Annotated in this window: 14 protein-coding genes; 11 read left to right on the top strand and 3 right to left on the bottom strand. The window is 55.8% G+C overall.

The window, feature by feature from the left end:
* Positions 1 to 5 precede the first annotated feature (5 nt).
* The 9 genes from nuoG (at position 6) to NIM72_RS06210 (ending at position 10,727) form a co-directional block, all read left to right on the top strand.
* Positions 6 to 2,729 (top strand): NADH-quinone oxidoreductase subunit NuoG, encoded by a 2,724-nt coding sequence (gene nuoG / locus NIM72_RS06250; RefSeq protein WP_161733366.1) that lies wholly within the window; start codon positions 6 to 8, stop codon positions 2,727 to 2,729.
* Positions 2,726 to 3,703, top strand: coding sequence for an NADH-quinone oxidoreductase subunit NuoH (nuoH, locus tag NIM72_RS06245; RefSeq protein WP_003854240.1), 978 nt, complete (start codon positions 2,726 to 2,728; stop codon positions 3,701 to 3,703). Before nuoG ends, nuoH begins: the two co-directional genes overlap by 4 nt.
* Positions 3,704 to 3,714: 11 nt before the next feature.
* Positions 3,715 to 4,257 (top strand): NADH-quinone oxidoreductase subunit NuoI, encoded by a 543-nt coding sequence (nuoI, locus tag NIM72_RS06240; protein ID WP_003854239.1) that lies wholly within the window; start codon positions 3,715 to 3,717, stop codon positions 4,255 to 4,257.
* A gap of 10 nt (positions 4,258 to 4,267) precedes the next feature.
* The gene (gene nuoJ / locus NIM72_RS06235) at positions 4,268 to 4,819 is read left to right on the top strand and encodes an NADH-quinone oxidoreductase subunit J (RefSeq protein WP_003854237.1); all 552 of its coding nucleotides are present in this window, start codon (positions 4,268 to 4,270) and stop codon (positions 4,817 to 4,819) included.
* Complete coding sequence (nuoK, locus tag NIM72_RS06230; protein WP_003854236.1) at positions 4,816 to 5,118, top strand: NADH-quinone oxidoreductase subunit NuoK; 303 nt, start codon at positions 4,816 to 4,818, stop codon at positions 5,116 to 5,118. The genes nuoJ and nuoK overlap by 4 nt, the downstream gene beginning before the upstream one ends.
* Positions 5,115 to 6,950 carry an NADH-quinone oxidoreductase subunit L gene (gene nuoL, locus NIM72_RS06225; RefSeq protein WP_253419431.1) on the top strand — a complete coding sequence of 612 codons (1,836 nt, stop codon included), beginning with the start codon at positions 5,115 to 5,117 and terminating at the stop codon, positions 6,948 to 6,950. Before nuoK ends, nuoL begins: the two co-directional genes overlap by 4 nt.
* Before the next feature lie 210 nt (positions 6,951 to 7,160).
* Entirely contained in the window at positions 7,161 to 8,681 is a 1,521-nt protein-coding gene (gene nuoM, locus NIM72_RS06220; RefSeq protein WP_161733362.1) for an NADH-quinone oxidoreductase subunit M, read from the top strand.
* Positions 8,682 to 8,687: 6 nt separating this feature from the next.
* Positions 8,688 to 10,145 carry an NADH-quinone oxidoreductase subunit NuoN gene (nuoN, locus tag NIM72_RS06215; protein ID WP_253419415.1) on the top strand — a complete coding sequence of 486 codons (1,458 nt, stop codon included), beginning with the start codon at positions 8,688 to 8,690 and terminating at the stop codon, positions 10,143 to 10,145.
* Positions 10,146 to 10,268: 123 nt separating this feature from the next.
* Positions 10,269 to 10,727, top strand: a complete 459-nt coding sequence (locus NIM72_RS06210; RefSeq protein WP_253419412.1) for a GNAT family N-acetyltransferase — start codon at positions 10,269 to 10,271, stop codon at positions 10,725 to 10,727.
* Positions 10,728 to 10,993: 266 nt separating this feature from the next.
* Here the strand turns inward: NIM72_RS06210 and NIM72_RS06205 are convergent, their stop codons facing one another.
* On the bottom strand, positions 10,994 to 12,652 hold the full coding sequence (locus NIM72_RS06205; protein WP_253419408.1) for a glucan biosynthesis protein D: 1,659 nt from the start codon (positions 12,650 to 12,652) through the stop codon (positions 10,994 to 10,996).
* A gap of 335 nt (positions 12,653 to 12,987) precedes the next feature.
* Here NIM72_RS06205 and elaB point away from each other — a divergent pair, with 335 nt between their 5' ends.
* Together elaB and NIM72_RS06195 are read left to right on the top strand one after the other, a co-directional pair.
* Positions 12,988 to 13,299: a stress response protein ElaB gene (gene elaB / locus NIM72_RS06200; protein WP_003854223.1), complete on the top strand. Its 312-nt coding sequence runs from the start codon at positions 12,988 to 12,990 to the stop codon at positions 13,297 to 13,299.
* 245 nt (positions 13,300 to 13,544) lie between these two features.
* The gene (locus tag NIM72_RS06195) at positions 13,545 to 14,741 is read left to right on the top strand and encodes a nicotinamide mononucleotide deamidase-related protein YfaY (RefSeq protein ID WP_253419405.1); all 1,197 of its coding nucleotides are present in this window, start codon (positions 13,545 to 13,547) and stop codon (positions 14,739 to 14,741) included.
* Between the two features lie 411 nt (positions 14,742 to 15,152).
* On the opposite strand, the gene yfaE is transcribed toward NIM72_RS06195, so the two are convergent.
* Positions 15,153 to 15,413: a class I ribonucleotide reductase maintenance protein YfaE gene (gene yfaE, locus NIM72_RS06190; RefSeq protein ID WP_010258095.1), complete on the bottom strand. Its 261-nt coding sequence runs from the start codon at positions 15,411 to 15,413 to the stop codon at positions 15,153 to 15,155.
* A gap of 2 nt (positions 15,414 to 15,415) precedes the next feature.
* On the bottom strand, positions 15,416 to 16,546 hold the full coding sequence (gene nrdB / locus NIM72_RS06185; RefSeq protein ID WP_161733354.1) for a class Ia ribonucleoside-diphosphate reductase subunit beta: 1,131 nt from the start codon (positions 16,544 to 16,546) through the stop codon (positions 15,416 to 15,418).
* Positions 16,547 to 16,607: the final 61 nt, after the last annotated feature.

Raw genomic sequence — 16,607 nt, 5'->3', positions numbered from 1 at the left:
TCACTATGGCTACAATTCATGTAGACGGTAAAGAGTATGATGTGAACGGAGCGGACAACCTGCTACAGGCGTGTCTCTCTCTGGGCCTTGATATTCCTTACTTTTGCTGGCATCCGGCGCTGGGAAGCGTTGGGGCCTGCCGCCAGTGTGCGGTAAAGCAATTCCAGAATGCCGAAGATACCCGCGGCCGTCTTGTCATGTCCTGCATGACGCCGGCCTCTGACGGCACATTCATCTCCATCGATGATGGCGAAGCGAAAGAGTTCCGCGAAAGCGTGGTGGAGTGGCTGATGACCAACCACCCGCACGACTGCCCGGTGTGTGAAGAGGGCGGTAACTGTCACCTGCAGGATATGACAGTGATGACCGGCCACAGCTTCCGTCGCTATCGCTTCACTAAGCGTACTCACCGTAATCAGGATCTCGGCCCGTTCATCTCTCATGAGATGAACCGCTGTATCGCCTGTTACCGCTGCGTGCGCTACTACAAAGATTATGCCGATGGCAAAGATCTGGGTGTCTACGGCGCGCACGACAACGTCTACTTCGGTCGCCCGGAAGATGGCACGCTGGAGAGCGAATTCTCCGGCAACCTGGTTGAAATTTGCCCGACCGGCGTCTTCACCGATAAAACGCACTCCGAACGCTATAACCGTAAATGGGATATGCAGTTTGCACCGAGCATCTGTCAGCAGTGCAGCGTCGGCTGTAACACCAGCCCGGGTGAGCGTTATGGTGAGTTACGCCGTATTGAAAACCGCTATAACGGTACCGTAAACCACTACTTCCTGTGTGACCGTGGCCGCTTTGGCTATGGCTACGTGAACCGCAAAGATCGCCCACGTCAGCCGATGCTGCTGCGCGGCAACGACTGGGTCACGCTGAACGCAGAGCAGGCGGTCAACGCCGGAGCAGATTTGCTGCGTCAGGCGAAGAAAGTGATCGGTATTGGCTCGCCGCGCGCCAGCATTGAAAGTAACTTCGCCCTTCGTGAACTGGTGGGTGCAGAGAACTTCTCAACCGGCATGCCAGCGGATGAGCAGGCCCGTCTTGAACTCATGCTGAAAGTCCTGCGCGAGGGCGGAATCTATACGCCATCGCTGCGTGAAATTGAAAGCTACGATGCGGTGCTGGTACTGGGTGAAGACCTGACACAGGTGGGTGCTCGTGTGGCACTCTCTGTGCGCCAGGCAGTAAAAGGCAAAGCGCGTGATATGGCCGCTGCGCAGAAAGTCGCAGACTGGCAGATCGCCGCCATCATGAACATCGGTCAGAACGCGAAACATCCGCTGTTTGTTACGCACGTTGATGAAACCCGTCTGGATGATATCGCGGCATGGAGCTATCGTGCACCGGTTGAAGATCAGGCGCGCCTCGGCTTCGCTATCGCCAGTGCGCTGGATGAATCTGCGCCTGCAGTCACCGATTTCGACAGCAAACTCAGCGGGAAAATGGATGTTGTCGTTCAGGCGCTGGCCGGCGCGAAAAAGCCATTAATTATCTCCGGAACTCACTCAGGCAGCAGCGCAGTCATTGAAGCCGCTGCTAACGTGGCGAAAGCCCTCAAGGCACGTGGTGCAGATGTCGGCATTACCCTGCTGGCGGGTCACGCGAACAGCATCGGGCTGGGCATGATTGGCGGCAATCCGCTGGAGCAGGCGCTGGAGCAGCTGAGCAACGGTGAAGCTGATGCCCTGGTAGTGCTGGAAAATGACCTTTATCGCCATGCGCCGAAAGCGCTGGTGGATGCGGCGCTGGCTCAGACCACTAACGTGATTGTGGTGGATCATCAGCGTACCCCAACGCTGGAGAAAGCGGGTCTGGTGCTCTCAACCGCCAGCTTCGCCGAAAGCGACGGTACCTCAATTAACCATGAAGGCCGCGCTCAGCGTTTCTTCCAGGTTTATGATCCTGCTTATTACGACAACAACATTGTGATGCTGGAGAGCTGGCGCTGGCTGCATTCACTGCACAGCACGCTGGAAAGCCGTCATGTGGACTGGACGCAGCTCGATCACGTGATCGATGCGGTAGTCACCCGTCTGCCACAGCTCGCGGGTATTAAAGAAGCCGCACCTGACGCCAGCTTCCGCATTCGCGGACAGAAACTGTCGCGTTCACCGCACCGTGCCAGTGGCCGTACCGCGGCGCGCGCGAATATCAGCGTGCACGAACCGCGTCAGCCGCAGGATCAGGACACGATGTTCGCCTTCTCAATGGAAGGGAACAATCAGCCAGGCGCACCGCGTTCACAGATTCCGTTTGCCTGGGCACCAGGCTGGAACTCACCACAGGCGTGGAACAAATTCCAGGCGGAAGTGGGCGGCAAACTGCGTCATGGCGATCCGGGCGTGCGCCTGTTTGAAGCCAGCTCGAGTGAGTTGCCGTGGTTTACGACCGTACCAAAAGCCTTTGTCAGTGATGCACAGTGGCGCGTGGCGCCTCTTCACCGGTTGTTCGGCAGCGAAGAGATGTCACAGCGTTCACCGGTCTTCCAGCAGCGTATGGCTGAGCCTGCGCTGGTGATAAACCCGGAGGATGCGGCGAAGCTGGGCGTCAACAATGGTGCGGCGGTGGAGTTCAGCTGTGCCGGAGAGACAGTGCGTCTGCCGGTCCGTTTCTCGGCGTCACTGCAGGCGGGACAGATTGGTCTGCCGCTGGGAATGCCGGGCGTTCCACCATTCCTGGCGAACGGTAAAATCGACACTCTGCAGGAGGCAGCGCAATGAGCTGGTTAACACCGGACGTGATCGACATTCTGCTGGCCATTGTTAAAGCCATCGTGATTCTGCTGGTGGTGGTGGCCTGCGGCGCGTTCATGAGCTTCGCTGAGCGTCGTCTGCTCGGCCTGTTCCAGAACCGTTATGGGCCAAACCGCGTAGGCTGGGGCGGTTCGCTCCAGCTGGTGGCGGACATGATCAAAATGTTCTTCAAAGAGGACTGGGTTCCGCCGTTTACCGACCGCTTTATCTTTACCCTTGCGCCGGTTATCGCCTTTGTTTCACTGCTACTGGCCTTTGCTATCGTGCCGGTTTCGCCAACCTGGATGGTAACAGACCTGAATATCGGTCTGCTGTTCTTCCTGATGATGGCGGGCCTTGCGGTCTACGCAGTGCTGTTTGCCGGCTGGTCGAGTAATAACAAATACTCGCTGCTGGGTGCGATGCGCGCCTCGGCACAGACCCTGAGCTATGAAGTGTTCCTGGGGCTGTCGCTGATGGGTGTGGTAGCGCAGGCGGGCTCGTTCAATATGAACGATATCGTCAACAGCCAGACGCATCTGTGGAACATCATTCCGCAGTTCTTCGGCTTCGTGACCTTCTGTATTGCGGGCGTGGCGGTGTGTCACCGTCATCCGTTTGACCAGCCAGAAGCGGAGCAGGAACTGGCGGACGGCTACCACATTGAATATGCCGGTATGAAGTTCGGTCTGTTCTTTGTTGGCGAATATGTGGCGATTACCACCGTTTCAGCGCTGATCGTAACGCTGTTCTTTGGTGGCTGGCACGGCCCATTCCTGCCGCCGTTCATCTGGTTCGCCCTGAAAACGGCGTTCTTTATGATGATGTTCATCCTGATTCGTGCTGCGCTTCCGCGTCCGCGCTACGACCAGGTGCTGTCATTCGGCTGGAAAGTGTGTCTGCCGTTGACGCTGTTGAACCTGCTGGCGACTGCCGCAGTGATTCTCTACACAGCGCCGTAAGGGGTTAACAAATGACTTTGAAAGATATTGTCGTAGGCTTTGGCACGACAGTTCGCAGTATCTGGCTGATCGGGCTGCACGCCTTCGCCAAACGTGAAACTCAGATGTATCCGGAAGAGCCGGTTTATCTGCCACCACGCTATCGTGGCCGTATCGTGTTAACCCGCGATCCGGATGGTCAGGAGCGTTGCGTCGCCTGTAACCTGTGTGCGGTTGCCTGTCCGGTTGGCTGTATCTCGCTGCAGAAAGCAGAAACCAAAGATGGCCGCTGGTACCCGGAGTTCTTCCGAATCAACTTCTCACGCTGCATCTTCTGCGGCATGTGTGAAGAAGCCTGTCCGACCACGGCGATTCAGCTGACTCCCGATTTCGAACTGGGTGAGTTTAAGCGTCAGGATCTGGTGTATGAGAAGGACGATCTGCTGATTTCGGGGCCGGGTAAATATCCGGAGTACAACTTCTACCGCATGGCAGGTATGGCGATTGACGGTAAAGATAAGGGCGAAGCAGAAAACGAAGCGAAGCCTATCGACGTCAAAGGCTTATTACCTTAAGGAGCAAGGCATGGAATTTGCGTTTTATCTTTGCGGACTGGTGGCGGTGCTGACGACGTTGCGCGTCATTACCCACACTAATCCGGTACATGCATTGCTGTACCTGATCGTTTCGCTGTTATCGATCGCGGGCGTCTTCTTCTCAATGGGAGCCTATTTTGCCGGTGCGCTGGAGATCATCGTTTACGCCGGGGCCATCATGGTGCTGTTCGTCTTCGTGGTCATGATGCTGAACCTGGGCAAACAGACTGAGAAGCAGGAGCGTGAGTGGCTCAGTCCGTCGCTGTGGATTGGTCCGGGCATCGTTTCGTTACTACTGCTGGTGGTGATGATCTACGCCATTCTGACGGCGAATGACCAGGGCATTGATGGCACCATCATCGACGCTAAAGCGGTCGGCATCAGCCTGTTTGGTCCTTACGTACTGGCGGTCGAACTGGCCTCTATGCTGCTGCTGGCGGGTCTGGTCGTGGCGTTCCATATCGGTCGTGAAGAGCGTCAGGGCGAAGTCCTGAGTAACCGCAATGCTGATGCCGCTCAGGTGAAAAAGGAGAACGCATGATCCCGTTACAACATGGATTGATTCTTGCTGCCGTGCTGTTTGTCCTTGGACTGACGTCGCTGGTGATACGCCGCAATCTGCTGTTTATGCTGATCGGCCTTGAAATCATGATCAACGCCGCCGCTTTAGCTCTGGTGGTTGCCGGGAGCTACTGGGGTCAGGCCGATGGACAGGTGATGTATATCCTGGCGATCAGCCTGGCGGCAGCGGAAGCCAGTATTGGTCTGGCACTGCTGCTTCAGCTCTATCGTCGTCGTCAGACGCTGAACATTGATACTGTGAGCGAGATGCGCGGATGAATCTTCTCTATTTAACTGTCTTGTTTCCGCTGATCGGCTTTCTGCTGTTAGCGTTTTCCCGCGGTCGCTGGTCTGAGAACCTGTCGGCCACGGTAGGTATGGGATCGGTGGGTCTGGCCGCACTGACGACGGCGTTGATCGGTTTCGAGTTCTTCGCCAGTGGTCAGCAAGCTTATACTCAGTCACTCTGGACCTGGATGCATGTCGGCAACTTCGACATGAAGGTGAACCTGACGCTGGATGGCCTGTCGCTGACCATGCTGTCGGTGGTGACCGGCGTCGGCTTCTTCATTCATATGTTTGCCTCCTGGTACATGCGTGGAGAAGAGGGCTACTCCCGCTTCTTCGCCTATACCAACCTGTTTATCGCCAGCATGGTTATTCTGGTGCTGGCCGATAACCTGATGCTGATGTATCTGGGCTGGGAAGGGGTAGGGCTCTGCTCTTATCTGCTGATCGGTTTCTATTACAGCAATCCGGAAAACGGCAAAGCGGCGATGAAAGCGTTCATCATCACCCGCGTGGGCGACGTCTTCCTGGCATTTGGCTTGTTCATTCTCTACAACGAGCTGGGCACGCTGAACTTCCGCGAGATGATGGAGCTGGCTCCGGCGCACTTTGCCGCAGATAACCATATGCTGCAGTGGGCAACGCTGATGCTGCTGGGTGGCGCGGTCGGTAAATCGGCACAGCTGCCGTTACAGACCTGGCTGGCAGATGCGATGGCCGGTCCGACACCGGTTTCAGCACTTATCCACGCCGCGACCATGGTGACGGCAGGTGTTTACCTGATTGCCCGCAGCCACGGTCTCTTCCTGCTGACGCCGGAAGTGCTGCATCTGGTCGGCATCATCGGGGCAATTACCCTGGTGCTGGCAGGCTTTGCCGCGCTGGTGCAGACCGACATCAAACGCGTTCTCGCTTACTCCACCATGAGCCAGATTGGCTATATGTTCCTGGCGCTGGGTGTTCAGGCGTGGGATGCGGCGATTTTCCATCTGATGACGCACGCCTTCTTTAAAGCGTTACTGTTCCTCTCTTCGGGTTCAGTGATTCTGGCCTGCCATCACGAACAGAACATCTTTAAAATGGGTGGCCTGCGTAAGAGCATTCCGCTGGTCTACACCTGCTTCCTGGTAGGCGGCGCGGCACTGGCGGCACTGCCGCTGATTACGGCGGGCTTCTACAGTAAAGATGAGATTCTGTTTGGCGCACTGGCTAACGGTCACATCAATCTGATGGTCGCGGGTCTGGTGGGGGCGTTCCTGACCTCTATCTATACCTTCCGCATGATCTTCATTGTGTTCCATGGCGAAGAGAAAATTCATGCGCACGCAGGTAAAGGCATTACCCATCATCTGCCGCTGATTGTGCTGCTGCTGCTCTCCACCTTTATTGGTGCGCTGATCACGCCACCGCTGGCAGGTGTACTGCCAGCCAGCGAGTTCGGTGAAGCGGGCAAAGTGGGACTGGAAATCACCTCGGGCGTGGTCGCGATCGTTGGCATTCTGATCGCTGCCGCGCTGTGGCTGGGCAAACGTGAGCTGGTTACCCGCATTGCAAACAGTGCGCCAGGCCGTTTCTTCGGCACCTGGTGGTTTGCGGCCTGGGGCTTTGACTGGCTCTACGATAAAGTGTTCGTCAAACCTTACCTGGGTATTGCGTGGCTGCTGAAGCGCGATCCACTGAATGGTCTGATGAACCTGCCTGCGCTGCTGTCACGCATTGCCAACAAAGGCCTGGTGGTCAGTGAGAATGGCTACCTGCGCTGGTACGTTGCGTCAATTAGCGTGGGTGCCGTGCTGGTGCTGGCTCTGCTGCTGGTGATTTAAAGATTGATGAGCGGGGCAGGTTAGCTAATCTGCCCATTGAGAATGTCAAAAATTGTCCTGAGCAAGGGCGTTATCGTCGCGGCCAGTTTGGCTACCGCCAGCGCACAGCAACCGGAGCATACCGAGGTATGTGAGGATTGCGAGCACTATCGGGAAGCAAAATGGCAAGTAAGATAGCCCGAACTAAGACAAAGAAAAGGGAAGTGTGCCGTGTTATTACCTTGGCTAATTATCATACCCTTCGTCGGTGGTCTGATCTGCTGGCTCACTGAGCGCCTTGGCGCGAAGGTGCCACGCTGGATCGCGCTGATCACCATGGGGCTGACGTTGGCGCTTTCACTGCAACTCTGGTTGCAGGGAGGCTATTCACTGACGCAGGCAGCGGGTATTCCGCAGTGGCAGTCAAGTTTCTCCGTTCCGTGGATCCCACGCTTCGGCATCAGCTTCCATTTAGCCATTGATGGCCTGTCACTGCTGATGGTAGTGCTGACCGGTCTGCTCGGTCTGATGGCGGTGCTCTGTTCCTGGAATGAGATCTCAAAGTATCAGGGCTTCTTCCATCTGAACCTGATGTGGATTCTGGGCGGCGTAATCGGTGTGTTCCTTTCCATCGACCTGTTCCTGTTCTTCTTCTTCTGGGAAATGATGCTGGTGCCGATGTACTTCCTCATCGCGCTCTGGGGTCATAAAGCATCGGACGGCAAAACCCGTATCTCCGCTGCGACCAAATTCTTCATCTATACCCAGGCTTCAGGTCTGGTGATGCTGATTGCGATTCTGGGCCTGGTATTTGTTCACTACAACGCGACCGGCGTCTGGACATTCAACTACGAACAACTGCTACAGACACCAATGTCGAGCGGTGTTGAATATCTGCTGATGCTGGGCTTCTTTATCGCCTTTGCGGTCAAGATGCCGGTGGTGCCTTTGCACGGCTGGCTGCCGGATGCACACAGTCAGGCGCCAACAGCCGGTTCTGTCGACCTGGCGGGTATCCTGCTGAAAACCGCGGCTTACGGCTTACTGCGTTTCAGCCTGCCGCTGTTCCCGAACGCGTCAGCCGAGTTTGCGCCCATCGCCATGTGGTTAGGCATCATCGGTATCTTCTACGGTGCCTGGATGGCCTTCTCGCAGACCGATATCAAACGTCTGATTGCGTACACCTCGATTTCGCACATGGGCTTTGTGCTAATTGCCATCTACACCGGCAGCCAGCTGGCGCTGCAGGGTGCGGTGATTCAGATGATTGCGCACGGTCTCTCCGCTGCTGCACTCTTCATTCTGTGTGGTCAGTTGTATGAGCGTCTGCATACCCGTGATATGCGTCAGATGGGTGGCCTGTGGTCGCGCATCAAATGGATTCCGGGTCTGTCGCTGTTCTTTGCTGTCGCCAACCTCGGTATGCCGGGCACCGGTAACTTCGTCGGTGAATTTATGATTCTGACCGGCAGCTTCCAGGTGGTGCCGATGATTATTATCATCGCGACCTTTGGTCTGGTGTTCGCCTCCGTATACTCGCTGGTGATGATGCAGCGCGCTTACTACGGCGAAGCGAAATCGAAAGATCCGCTGCCAGGCATGTCACCGCGTGAGTTTATGACCATCGGTGTTCTGGTGGTGCTGCTGGTGCTGCTGGGCGTCTATCCACAGCCGATTCTGGATACTTCGCACGCTGCCATGAGCAATATTCAGCAGTGGTTTACCGCTTCAATTTCAACTACAAGGCCGTAATTCGCCATGACAATAACTCCTCACCAATTGATTGCGTTGCTACCGCTGTTAATCGTCGGATTGACGGTGGTGGTTGTGATGCTGTCCATTGCCTGGCGACGCAACCACTTCGTTAACGCCACGCTAACGGTAGTTGGCCTGAACCTGGCGCTGCTCTCGCTTTACTTTGTCGGTCAGGTCGGGGCGATGGATGTCACGCCGCTGCTGCGCGTCGATGGCTATTCGATGTTCTACACCGCGCTGGTAATGCTGGCGAGTCTGGCAACCTGCACCTTTGCCTATCCGTGGCTGGCAGGCTATCCCGACAACAAAGATGAGTTCTATCTGCTGGTGCTGATTGCGGCGCTCGGTGGCATCGTACTGGCCAGCGCTAACCATCTGGCCTCGCTGTTCATCGGCATTGAACTGCTGTCACTGCCGTTGTTTGGTCTGATTGGCTACGCTTTCCGCCAGAAACGTTCGCTGGAAGCGGCGCTGAAATATACCATTCTTTCTGCGGCGGCCTCATCGTTCCTGCTGTTTGGTATTGCACTGATCTACGCTGACTCCGGTAACCTGAGCTTTGTGGCGCTGGGTCAGAGCCTGACAGACAGTATGATCCACGAGCCACTGCTGCTGGTGGGTCTGGGCATGATGATCATCGGTCTGGGCTTTAAGCTCTCACTGGTGCCGTTCCACCTCTGGACGCCCGATGTCTATCAGGGTGCGCCTGCGCCGGTTTCAACCTTCCTGGCCACTGCCAGCAAGATTGCCATCTTCGGTGTCATCATGCGTCTGTTCATGTATGCGCCGGTGACCGACAGCGAAGCGGTGCGCACGGTGCTGGCCATGATCGCCTTCGTGTCGATTCTGTTCGGTAACCTGATGGCGATTTCGCAGAGCAACATCAAGCGTCTGCTGGGCTACTCCTCTATCGCCCATCTCGGTTATCTGCTGGTCGCGCTGATTGCGGTGAAAGATCATCAGCTGTCGGTGGAAACCTCGGGTGTATACCTGGCGGGTTATCTGTTCAGCAGCCTGGGTGCCTTTGGTGTGGTGAGCCTGATGTCCAGCCCGTATCGTGGCCCTGATGCCGACTCGCTCTACTCCTATCGTGGTCTATTCTGGCATCGTCCTATCCTGTCAGCCGTGATGACGGTGATGATGTTGTCGCTGGCGGGTATCCCGATGACGCTGGGCTTTATCGGTAAATTCTACGTTATCGCATCAGGTGTGAGTGCGCACCTGTGGTGGCTGACCGGAGCTGTGGTTGCGGGTAGTGCGATTGGCCTCTACTACTATCTGCGCGTGACGGTGAGTCTCTATCTCAGCCCGCCGGAACTGCATACCCGTGATACCCCGGCTAACTGGGCATTTACGGCTGGTGGTGTGGTCGTGCTGATCTCCGCCATTCTGGTGCTGCTGTTAGGGGTTTATCCGCAGCCGCTGATCAGACTGGTGCAGATGGCACAGCCACTGATGTAAGCAGCTGACTGCAAGTGATGAATCAGGCCTTCGGGCCTGATTTTTTTTGCCTGTCAGACGCCGTGACCAGCAGGTGCTGGCGACACCGCACTGATGTAGAGTGTGTGGTTTAAAGGAGAGACGATGAACATTGACTGGCAGGATAAACATCATAGTGAACTCACCGCCCCGGAACTCTATGCGCTGCTGGCGTTGCGCAGCGCCGTGTTTGTAGTCGAACAGCAGTGTGCTTACCTTGATGTGGATGGCAAAGATTTGGAGGCGGAAAACCGGCATCTGCTGGGCATGGCGGATGACCAGCTGGTGGCCTATGCGCGCCTTCTCTCTCCGATTGATGAAAACAGCCCGGTAAAAATTGGACGGGTAATTGTATCAGATCGGGTTCGCGGTGCGCGGCTGGGCAATCGTCTGATGGAGCAGGCGATCAGCAGCTGTCAGCAGCACTGGCCGGGTCGTGACATGTTTCTCTCCGCTCAGGCGCATCTGGAAAACTTCTATGAGCAGCATGGATTTGTGGCGACAGGGGAGAGTTATCTGGAAGATGGTATCCCACACGTCGATATGCTGAAGAAGGCGCCGTAAAAACGCGAGGCCTGAGCCTCGTCTCATACAGCTGACAAACTCAAATCAGGGTGCAACTGGCAGCGATGGATTAGTTCAATACGCAGGGAATATGGTCAGAAGAGGAAAGCGTCCCGCGCCATGGACGGCGCAGGCCCAGCGAGGCAGGGATTGGCGTAAGCGACTTTCCGATCTGACCATGTTTCCTGCACTGGCTTGGTCTCACAGCTAACCGGGCCACACTTTGTCATTAATCTCAGGCGAGGCCTGAGCCTCGCCTGTTTACATCAACCCACCGTCATCTGGCGGTCATCAACATATTTGCGCTGATCCGGCGCAGGCGGGAAATACTGATAAAGCCAGGTTTCACTCAGCGTCTCATCCTTGCTGCGCAGGAACAGACGCATCTCAACCGGCTGGGTGGAATCGCTGTTCGGATACCAGTCAAACAGGATGCGGTAACCCTTGAGCGGATCGACATACAGAATTTCAACCTGCTTCACACTGCCCGATGAGACAGTAATCACCGGCTCAATGCCTTTCGGCGCAGCGGCCTGCAGATCACCACCAATAAAATCGATGGCGAAGCGACGGCACCAGGTTTCAGGGAAGTGCTCGCCAGGCGCCCAGCCTTCCGGGAAGCCACCGATACCGGTACGGGTAGCATCCACGCGCGCCAGACCGCTTCGTACTGGCGGCAGACCACTCCAGTAAAGCTTGTAGGAGAAGTTCAGCTCGCTGCCCGCTTTGACTGGTTCAGCCGGTTGCCAGAAGCAGACCACGTTATCCAGCGTTTCACCGGTTGTCGGGATCTCCATCAGGTTGATCGCGCCTTTGCCCCACTTGCCGACCGGCTCAACCCACAGGCTCGGACGTTTGTCATACCAGCCGATCACATCCTGATAATCTTTGAAGTCGTGATTCAGCTGCAGCAGGCCAAAGCCACGCGGATTCTCATCTTCATAGGCGTTGAACTGCAGACGCTGCGGATTATTCAGCGGGCGGGCAATCCATTCGCCTTTACCGGTCCACATCGCCAGACGGTCGGAGTCATGGATCTGCGGATGGTAGGTATTGCACATGCGACGCTCGTTGGTACCACAGCTGAACATGCTGGTCATCGGTGAGATGCCGATCTGACGGATCTCTTTACGGGCAAACAGGTGGTTTTCTACTTCCATCACCACACGTTTCTCTTCGCAGTGGATGATGAACTTATAGGCACCGGTAAGGCTGGCACCATCCAGCAGGGCGTAACAGGTGAAGGTGGTATCTTCCGCCTTTGGCGTTTCAAACCAGAAGGCAGTGAAGTCCGGAAACTCTTCCTGACCGTTGCTGAAAGTGTTAATCGCCACACCACGCGCCGAGAGACCGTACTGGAAGGTATCGTCCACGGCACGGAAGTAGCTTGCGCCGAGGAAAGAGACGATGTCGCGACGGGTCAGCTCCGGCTTTTTAAAGGCGCGGAAACCGGCGAAGCCGAGGTCAGTTTTGCCCTCCAGCTGCTTTGTATCAACGTGCGCATTGTTGTAGTTGAACAGCTCGGGGCGGAAATGAATCTCGCGCGCCTCGCGGCTTGCGCCATCAACAGAGAACATACGGATGCGACGCTTAAAGCCCATACCGACATGGAAGAACTGCACATCCAGCTGACGGTCGGGCAGGTTATTCCACAGCGAGTGGTTAGCGTCATACTGAATTTCGTTGTACGCCTGCGGGGTCAGTGTAGCCAGCGTCTCCGGCAACGCGCCTGGCGCACCGCCCCAGGGTTTTTTCGCCAGCGCGGCCGCATTTTTCTTCAGTACGTCAAAATCGAAGCGTACGGCGGTACCGTCAGCAATGCCATCTTCTGCCCATGCTGATTGCGCAAACAGCGTTGACAGGCCGGTCATGCCGCTGACGGCGGAGAAGGCCATTGACGCTTTCATAAACATTCTTCGATTCATGCCAGAGATCATTCCTTAGCTGTTCGAGGGTGTCGTGACTGTCGTGCAAAATGCACTTTCATGGCCCGATAATCACAGGCAACAGAGGGGTACGACAGTAGGGTTACTGGAAAATTCAGTCCCGACAAAATTTATCAGATTAATCAAAGAAGCGAAGCGAAATTCGGTGGTTGCCGTGGCGTCTTACATTTCTTTGCGCAGCGAACTGGCGCACCGCCTGAACTGAGCAACTTTAGCAGATGAAAAATCAGGTGATTCCTGGAGCAGGAAAACAGCAGAGCGCCAGATTATGACTATAGTTAATGAACTGCTTTGCAATTCACACGGAGGAAATGATGGTAAATCAGACAAATCAATTCGAATCGGGCCTCGATGACGATATTGCGTTACTGACCGAAACCCTTGAAGAAGTGCTTAAGGCATCAGGCGATCCGGCCGATCAGAAGTATATTGAGCTAAAAAGCAAAGCTGAACAGGCGCTGAACGATGTGAAATCCCGTGTCAGCCAGGCGTCAGATAGTTACTACTATCGCGCTAAACAGGCGGCTTACCGCGCTGACGATTACGTGCATGAAAAACCGTGGCAGGGCGTCGGCATTGGTGCAACTGCCGGTCTGGTGCTTGGTCTGCTGCTGGCGCGTCGCTAATCGCGACCTGCTCACACAGTTGTAGCAGACAAACGTAGTAAAAAACGGCGGGGAAATCCCGCCGTTTTTGTGGGTCTCTCACTATCCTGAATACTCTCATCTGAGTCATACAATCCTGCTCCACCCTCTGACTTTCAGGCGCTACGTGCTGCCTCCGCCGCAACAATCATAATCGCGGGTAATGCCGATTGTGTTTCCCGGGCGGACTTCATACAGTGAAGCAAACGTGAAAAGGAGGATCCGATGTGATTAGAGTAGAGATGCTGTCAACCGGGGATGAGGTGCTGCATGGCCAAATCGTCGACACCAATGCAGCCTGGCTGGCGGATACGTTGTTCCAGCAGGGTTTACCCATGACCAGTCGCACCACGGTAGGCGATTCACTCGAGTCGCTGATCGCCACGCTGCAGGCGCGCAGTCATGAGGCCGATGTGCTGATAGTCAATGGCGGCCTGGGGCCAACCAGTGACGATCTCAGCGCGCTGGCTGCCGCGCATGCCTGTGGCGTAGAACTGGCAATGCAGCAGGACTGGCTGGAACAGATGGAAGCCTGGTTCGCCAGTCGCGGACGGATAATGGCGGCCAGCAATCGCAAACAGGCTGAAATTCCGGCCAATGCGGAGCTGATTGATAATCCCGTCGGAACCGCCTGTGGTTTTGCCCTGCAACTTAATCGCTGCTGGATGTTCTTCACGCCTGGCGTGCCGTCTGAATTTAAAGTGATGGTGGAGCAGCAGATCATTCCCCGTCTGAAAGCCAAATTCTCGCCCCCCGAGCCGCCGGTTTGCCTGCGACTGACGACCTTTGGTCGCGGTGAAAGCGATATTGCCGCTGAACTGGAGCCGCTGGCGTTGCCGGAAGGCGTGATGATGGGGTATCGCTCATCGATGCCGATTATTGAGATCAAACTTACCGGCCCGGCCAGTCAGCGGGTAGCGATGGAGCAGGTGTGGCAGCAGGTGCGTCTGCTGCTGGCGGAGTGCACCATTTTTGAAGGCACCGAAGGCCTGCCGGCCCTGCTGGCCCGCGAGCTGGAGCAGCGCGGTGAACAACTGGCGGTCAGCGAGCAATACACCGCCGGTCTGCTTTACTGGCAGCTGGCTACCGCCAGCGTGCCATTGCGTGGTGCTGACATTCTGCCACCACAGCAGGAGACGCTGGAGCAACAGGTGAACCGCACCCGTGATTTTGCCGCGCAGCAGCAGGCAGCGCTGGCACTCTCTGTTGGCAGCCTTGAGCAGGAGGAGATTTCGGTGGCGCTGCATACGCCGGATGGCAGCTTTGGTCAGCGCGTGAAGTTCAGTACCGGTCGCCATAATCTGGAGACGCGGCAGAAGGTGGTGGCAATGATGGCGATGAACATGCTGCGCCGCTGGTTACACGGCAGCGAAGTGAGCACCGGTCACGGCTGGATTGATGTGGTTGAAACTGTCAGACAGTAATATCAGTGAAAATAAAACGGGCGCCTGAGGCGCCCGTCTTGTATGTGACTGCGAATTAACCCCATACAGCGTCATTCTCGCAGCAATAAATTAGCTCAAAGCGCAGGGAACACGGGCAGAGGAGGAAAGCGTCCCGCGCCTGGGACTAAAACGCCGGGATCGTTTTTGAACAACGCAACGCGTTGGCCCGGCTACGGGCGCACCTCAGGGATGAGGTGCGTACTAAAAACGCCAGGCGTTTTTGAACAACGCAACGCGTTGGCCCGGCTACGGGCGCACCTCAGGGATGAGGTGCGTAATCGCGCGGGACGAGCTGTCAGGGATGACGCTTTTTGCGTCTTTCCGATCTGACCGTGTTCCCTAAGCTGACTCGATCTCACAGCAAATCAAGCCAGACTTATTCCACCTCAGTTATAACTCCAGCTCAATCTCGCCTTTGGCTTTGCAGCAGCAGGGCAGGATCTCATCCTGCTGCACAAAGGCCAGCGGCCGCTGTGGATAATGCACTTCGCCTTTCAGCAGCCGCATCCGGCAGGAGCCGCAGTAACCTTCGCGGCACTGAAACTCCACGCAGAGATTGTTGGCTTCCAGCAGCGTCAGCAGATTGGTATGCTCGTCTGTGCATTCCAGCCGGGTGCCGGAACTGCGCAGAATAACAACGTCACGGCTCATGATTAAAGCTGGAAGTCGTCGAAGTCGTTAGCGCCCACTTCAGAGTCGATCTGACCGACCAGGTAAGAGCTCACTTCCACTTCCTGCGGCGCGACCTGAACGTTGTCAGACACCAGCCACGAGTTGATCCAGGGAATCGGGTTAGAGCGCGTCTGGAAGGGCAGGTCAAGACCCACCGCCTGCATACGGATATTGGTGATGTACTCAATATACTGGCAGAGAATGTCTTTGTTCAGGCCGATCATAGAGCCGCCGCTGAACAGATATTCTGCCCACTCTTTCTCCTGCAGCGCCGCCTTCTTAAACAGCTCGAAGCACTCTTCACGGCACTCTGCTGCAATCTCTTTCATCTCTGGATCGTCTTCACCGCTGCGCAGCAGGTTCAGCATATGCTGAGTGCCGGTCAGGTGCAGCGCTTCATCGCGAGCAATCAGTTTGATGATTTTTGCGTTACCTTCCATCAGCTCACGCTCAGCAAAAGCGAATGAACAGGCGAAGCTGACATAGAAACGGATTGCTTCCAGCGCATTGACGCTCATCAGGCAAATATAGAGCTGCTTCTTCAGGGCGCGCAGGCTGACCACAACCTGCTTGCCGTTGACCTGATGCGTGCCTTCGCCCAGCTGATGCCAGTAGTTAGTCATCTCAATCAGGTCGTCGTAATAACGTGAGATATCCTGGGCACGCGCCAGAATCTGTTCATTGGTAACGATATCGTCAAACACTACCGCCGGATCGTTAACGATGTTACGGATGATATGGGTGTATGAACGAGAGTGAATCGTCTCAGAGAACGCCCAGGTTTCAATCCAGGTTTCCAGCTCAGGAATTGAGATCAGCGGCAGCAGGGCAACGTTCGGGCTGCGACCCTGAATCGAATCCAGCAGCGTCTGATACTTCAGGTTGCTGATGAAGATATGCTTTTCGTGATCCGGCAGTGCCTGGTAGTCGATACGGTCGCGTGAGACATCCACCTCTTCCGGACGCCAGAAGAAGGAGAGCTGCTTTTCGATCAGCTTTTCAAAGATGTCATATTTCTGCTGATCGAAGCGCGCCACGTTGACGGACTGACCGAAAAACATCGGCTCTTTCAGCTGATCATTTTTGTTCTGTGAGAAAGTAGAGTAAGCCATAAAAGTTGTCCAAAAGTAGACGAAGCCAGGCCTCGTGAAATGAATGAGGCGGGAGAGTCTC

Source organism: Pantoea sp. B550 (genome assembly GCF_024158165.1).
GTDB classification, from domain to species: domain Bacteria; phylum Pseudomonadota; class Gammaproteobacteria; order Enterobacterales; family Enterobacteriaceae; genus Pantoea; species Pantoea alfalfae.
Note: the sequence above shows the minus strand (reverse complement) of the source record. Positions and strands in the feature narration are given on the sequence as shown.

What these genes read in the sequence shown, in the direction of transcription:
- nuoI (WP_003854239.1), top strand. Translation starts at nt 3,715, where the DNA reads ATGACTTTGAAAGATATTGTCGTAGGCTTTGGCACGACAGTTCGCAGT.
- yfaE (WP_010258095.1), bottom strand. Translation starts at nt 15,413, where the DNA reads ATGAGCCGTGACGTTGTTATTCTGCGCAGTTCCGGCACCCGGCTGGAA.
- nrdB (WP_161733354.1), bottom strand. Translation starts at nt 16,546, where the DNA reads ATGGCTTACTCTACTTTCTCACAGAACAAAAATGATCAGCTGAAAGAG.
- nuoL (WP_253419431.1), top strand. Translation starts at nt 5,115, where the DNA reads ATGAATCTTCTCTATTTAACTGTCTTGTTTCCGCTGATCGGCTTTCTG.
- NIM72_RS06210 (WP_253419412.1), top strand. Translation starts at nt 10,269, where the DNA reads ATGAACATTGACTGGCAGGATAAACATCATAGTGAACTCACCGCCCCG.
- nuoN (WP_253419415.1), top strand. Translation starts at nt 8,688, where the DNA reads ATGACAATAACTCCTCACCAATTGATTGCGTTGCTACCGCTGTTAATC.
- nuoH (WP_003854240.1), top strand. Translation starts at nt 2,726, where the DNA reads ATGAGCTGGTTAACACCGGACGTGATCGACATTCTGCTGGCCATTGTT.
- nuoK (WP_003854236.1), top strand. Translation starts at nt 4,816, where the DNA reads ATGATCCCGTTACAACATGGATTGATTCTTGCTGCCGTGCTGTTTGTC.
- elaB (WP_003854223.1), top strand. Translation starts at nt 12,988, where the DNA reads ATGGTAAATCAGACAAATCAATTCGAATCGGGCCTCGATGACGATATT.
- nuoG (WP_161733366.1), top strand. Translation starts at nt 6, where the DNA reads ATGGCTACAATTCATGTAGACGGTAAAGAGTATGATGTGAACGGAGCG.
- nuoJ (WP_003854237.1), top strand. Translation starts at nt 4,268, where the DNA reads ATGGAATTTGCGTTTTATCTTTGCGGACTGGTGGCGGTGCTGACGACG.
- NIM72_RS06205 (WP_253419408.1), bottom strand. Translation starts at nt 12,652, where the DNA reads ATGAATCGAAGAATGTTTATGAAAGCGTCAATGGCCTTCTCCGCCGTC.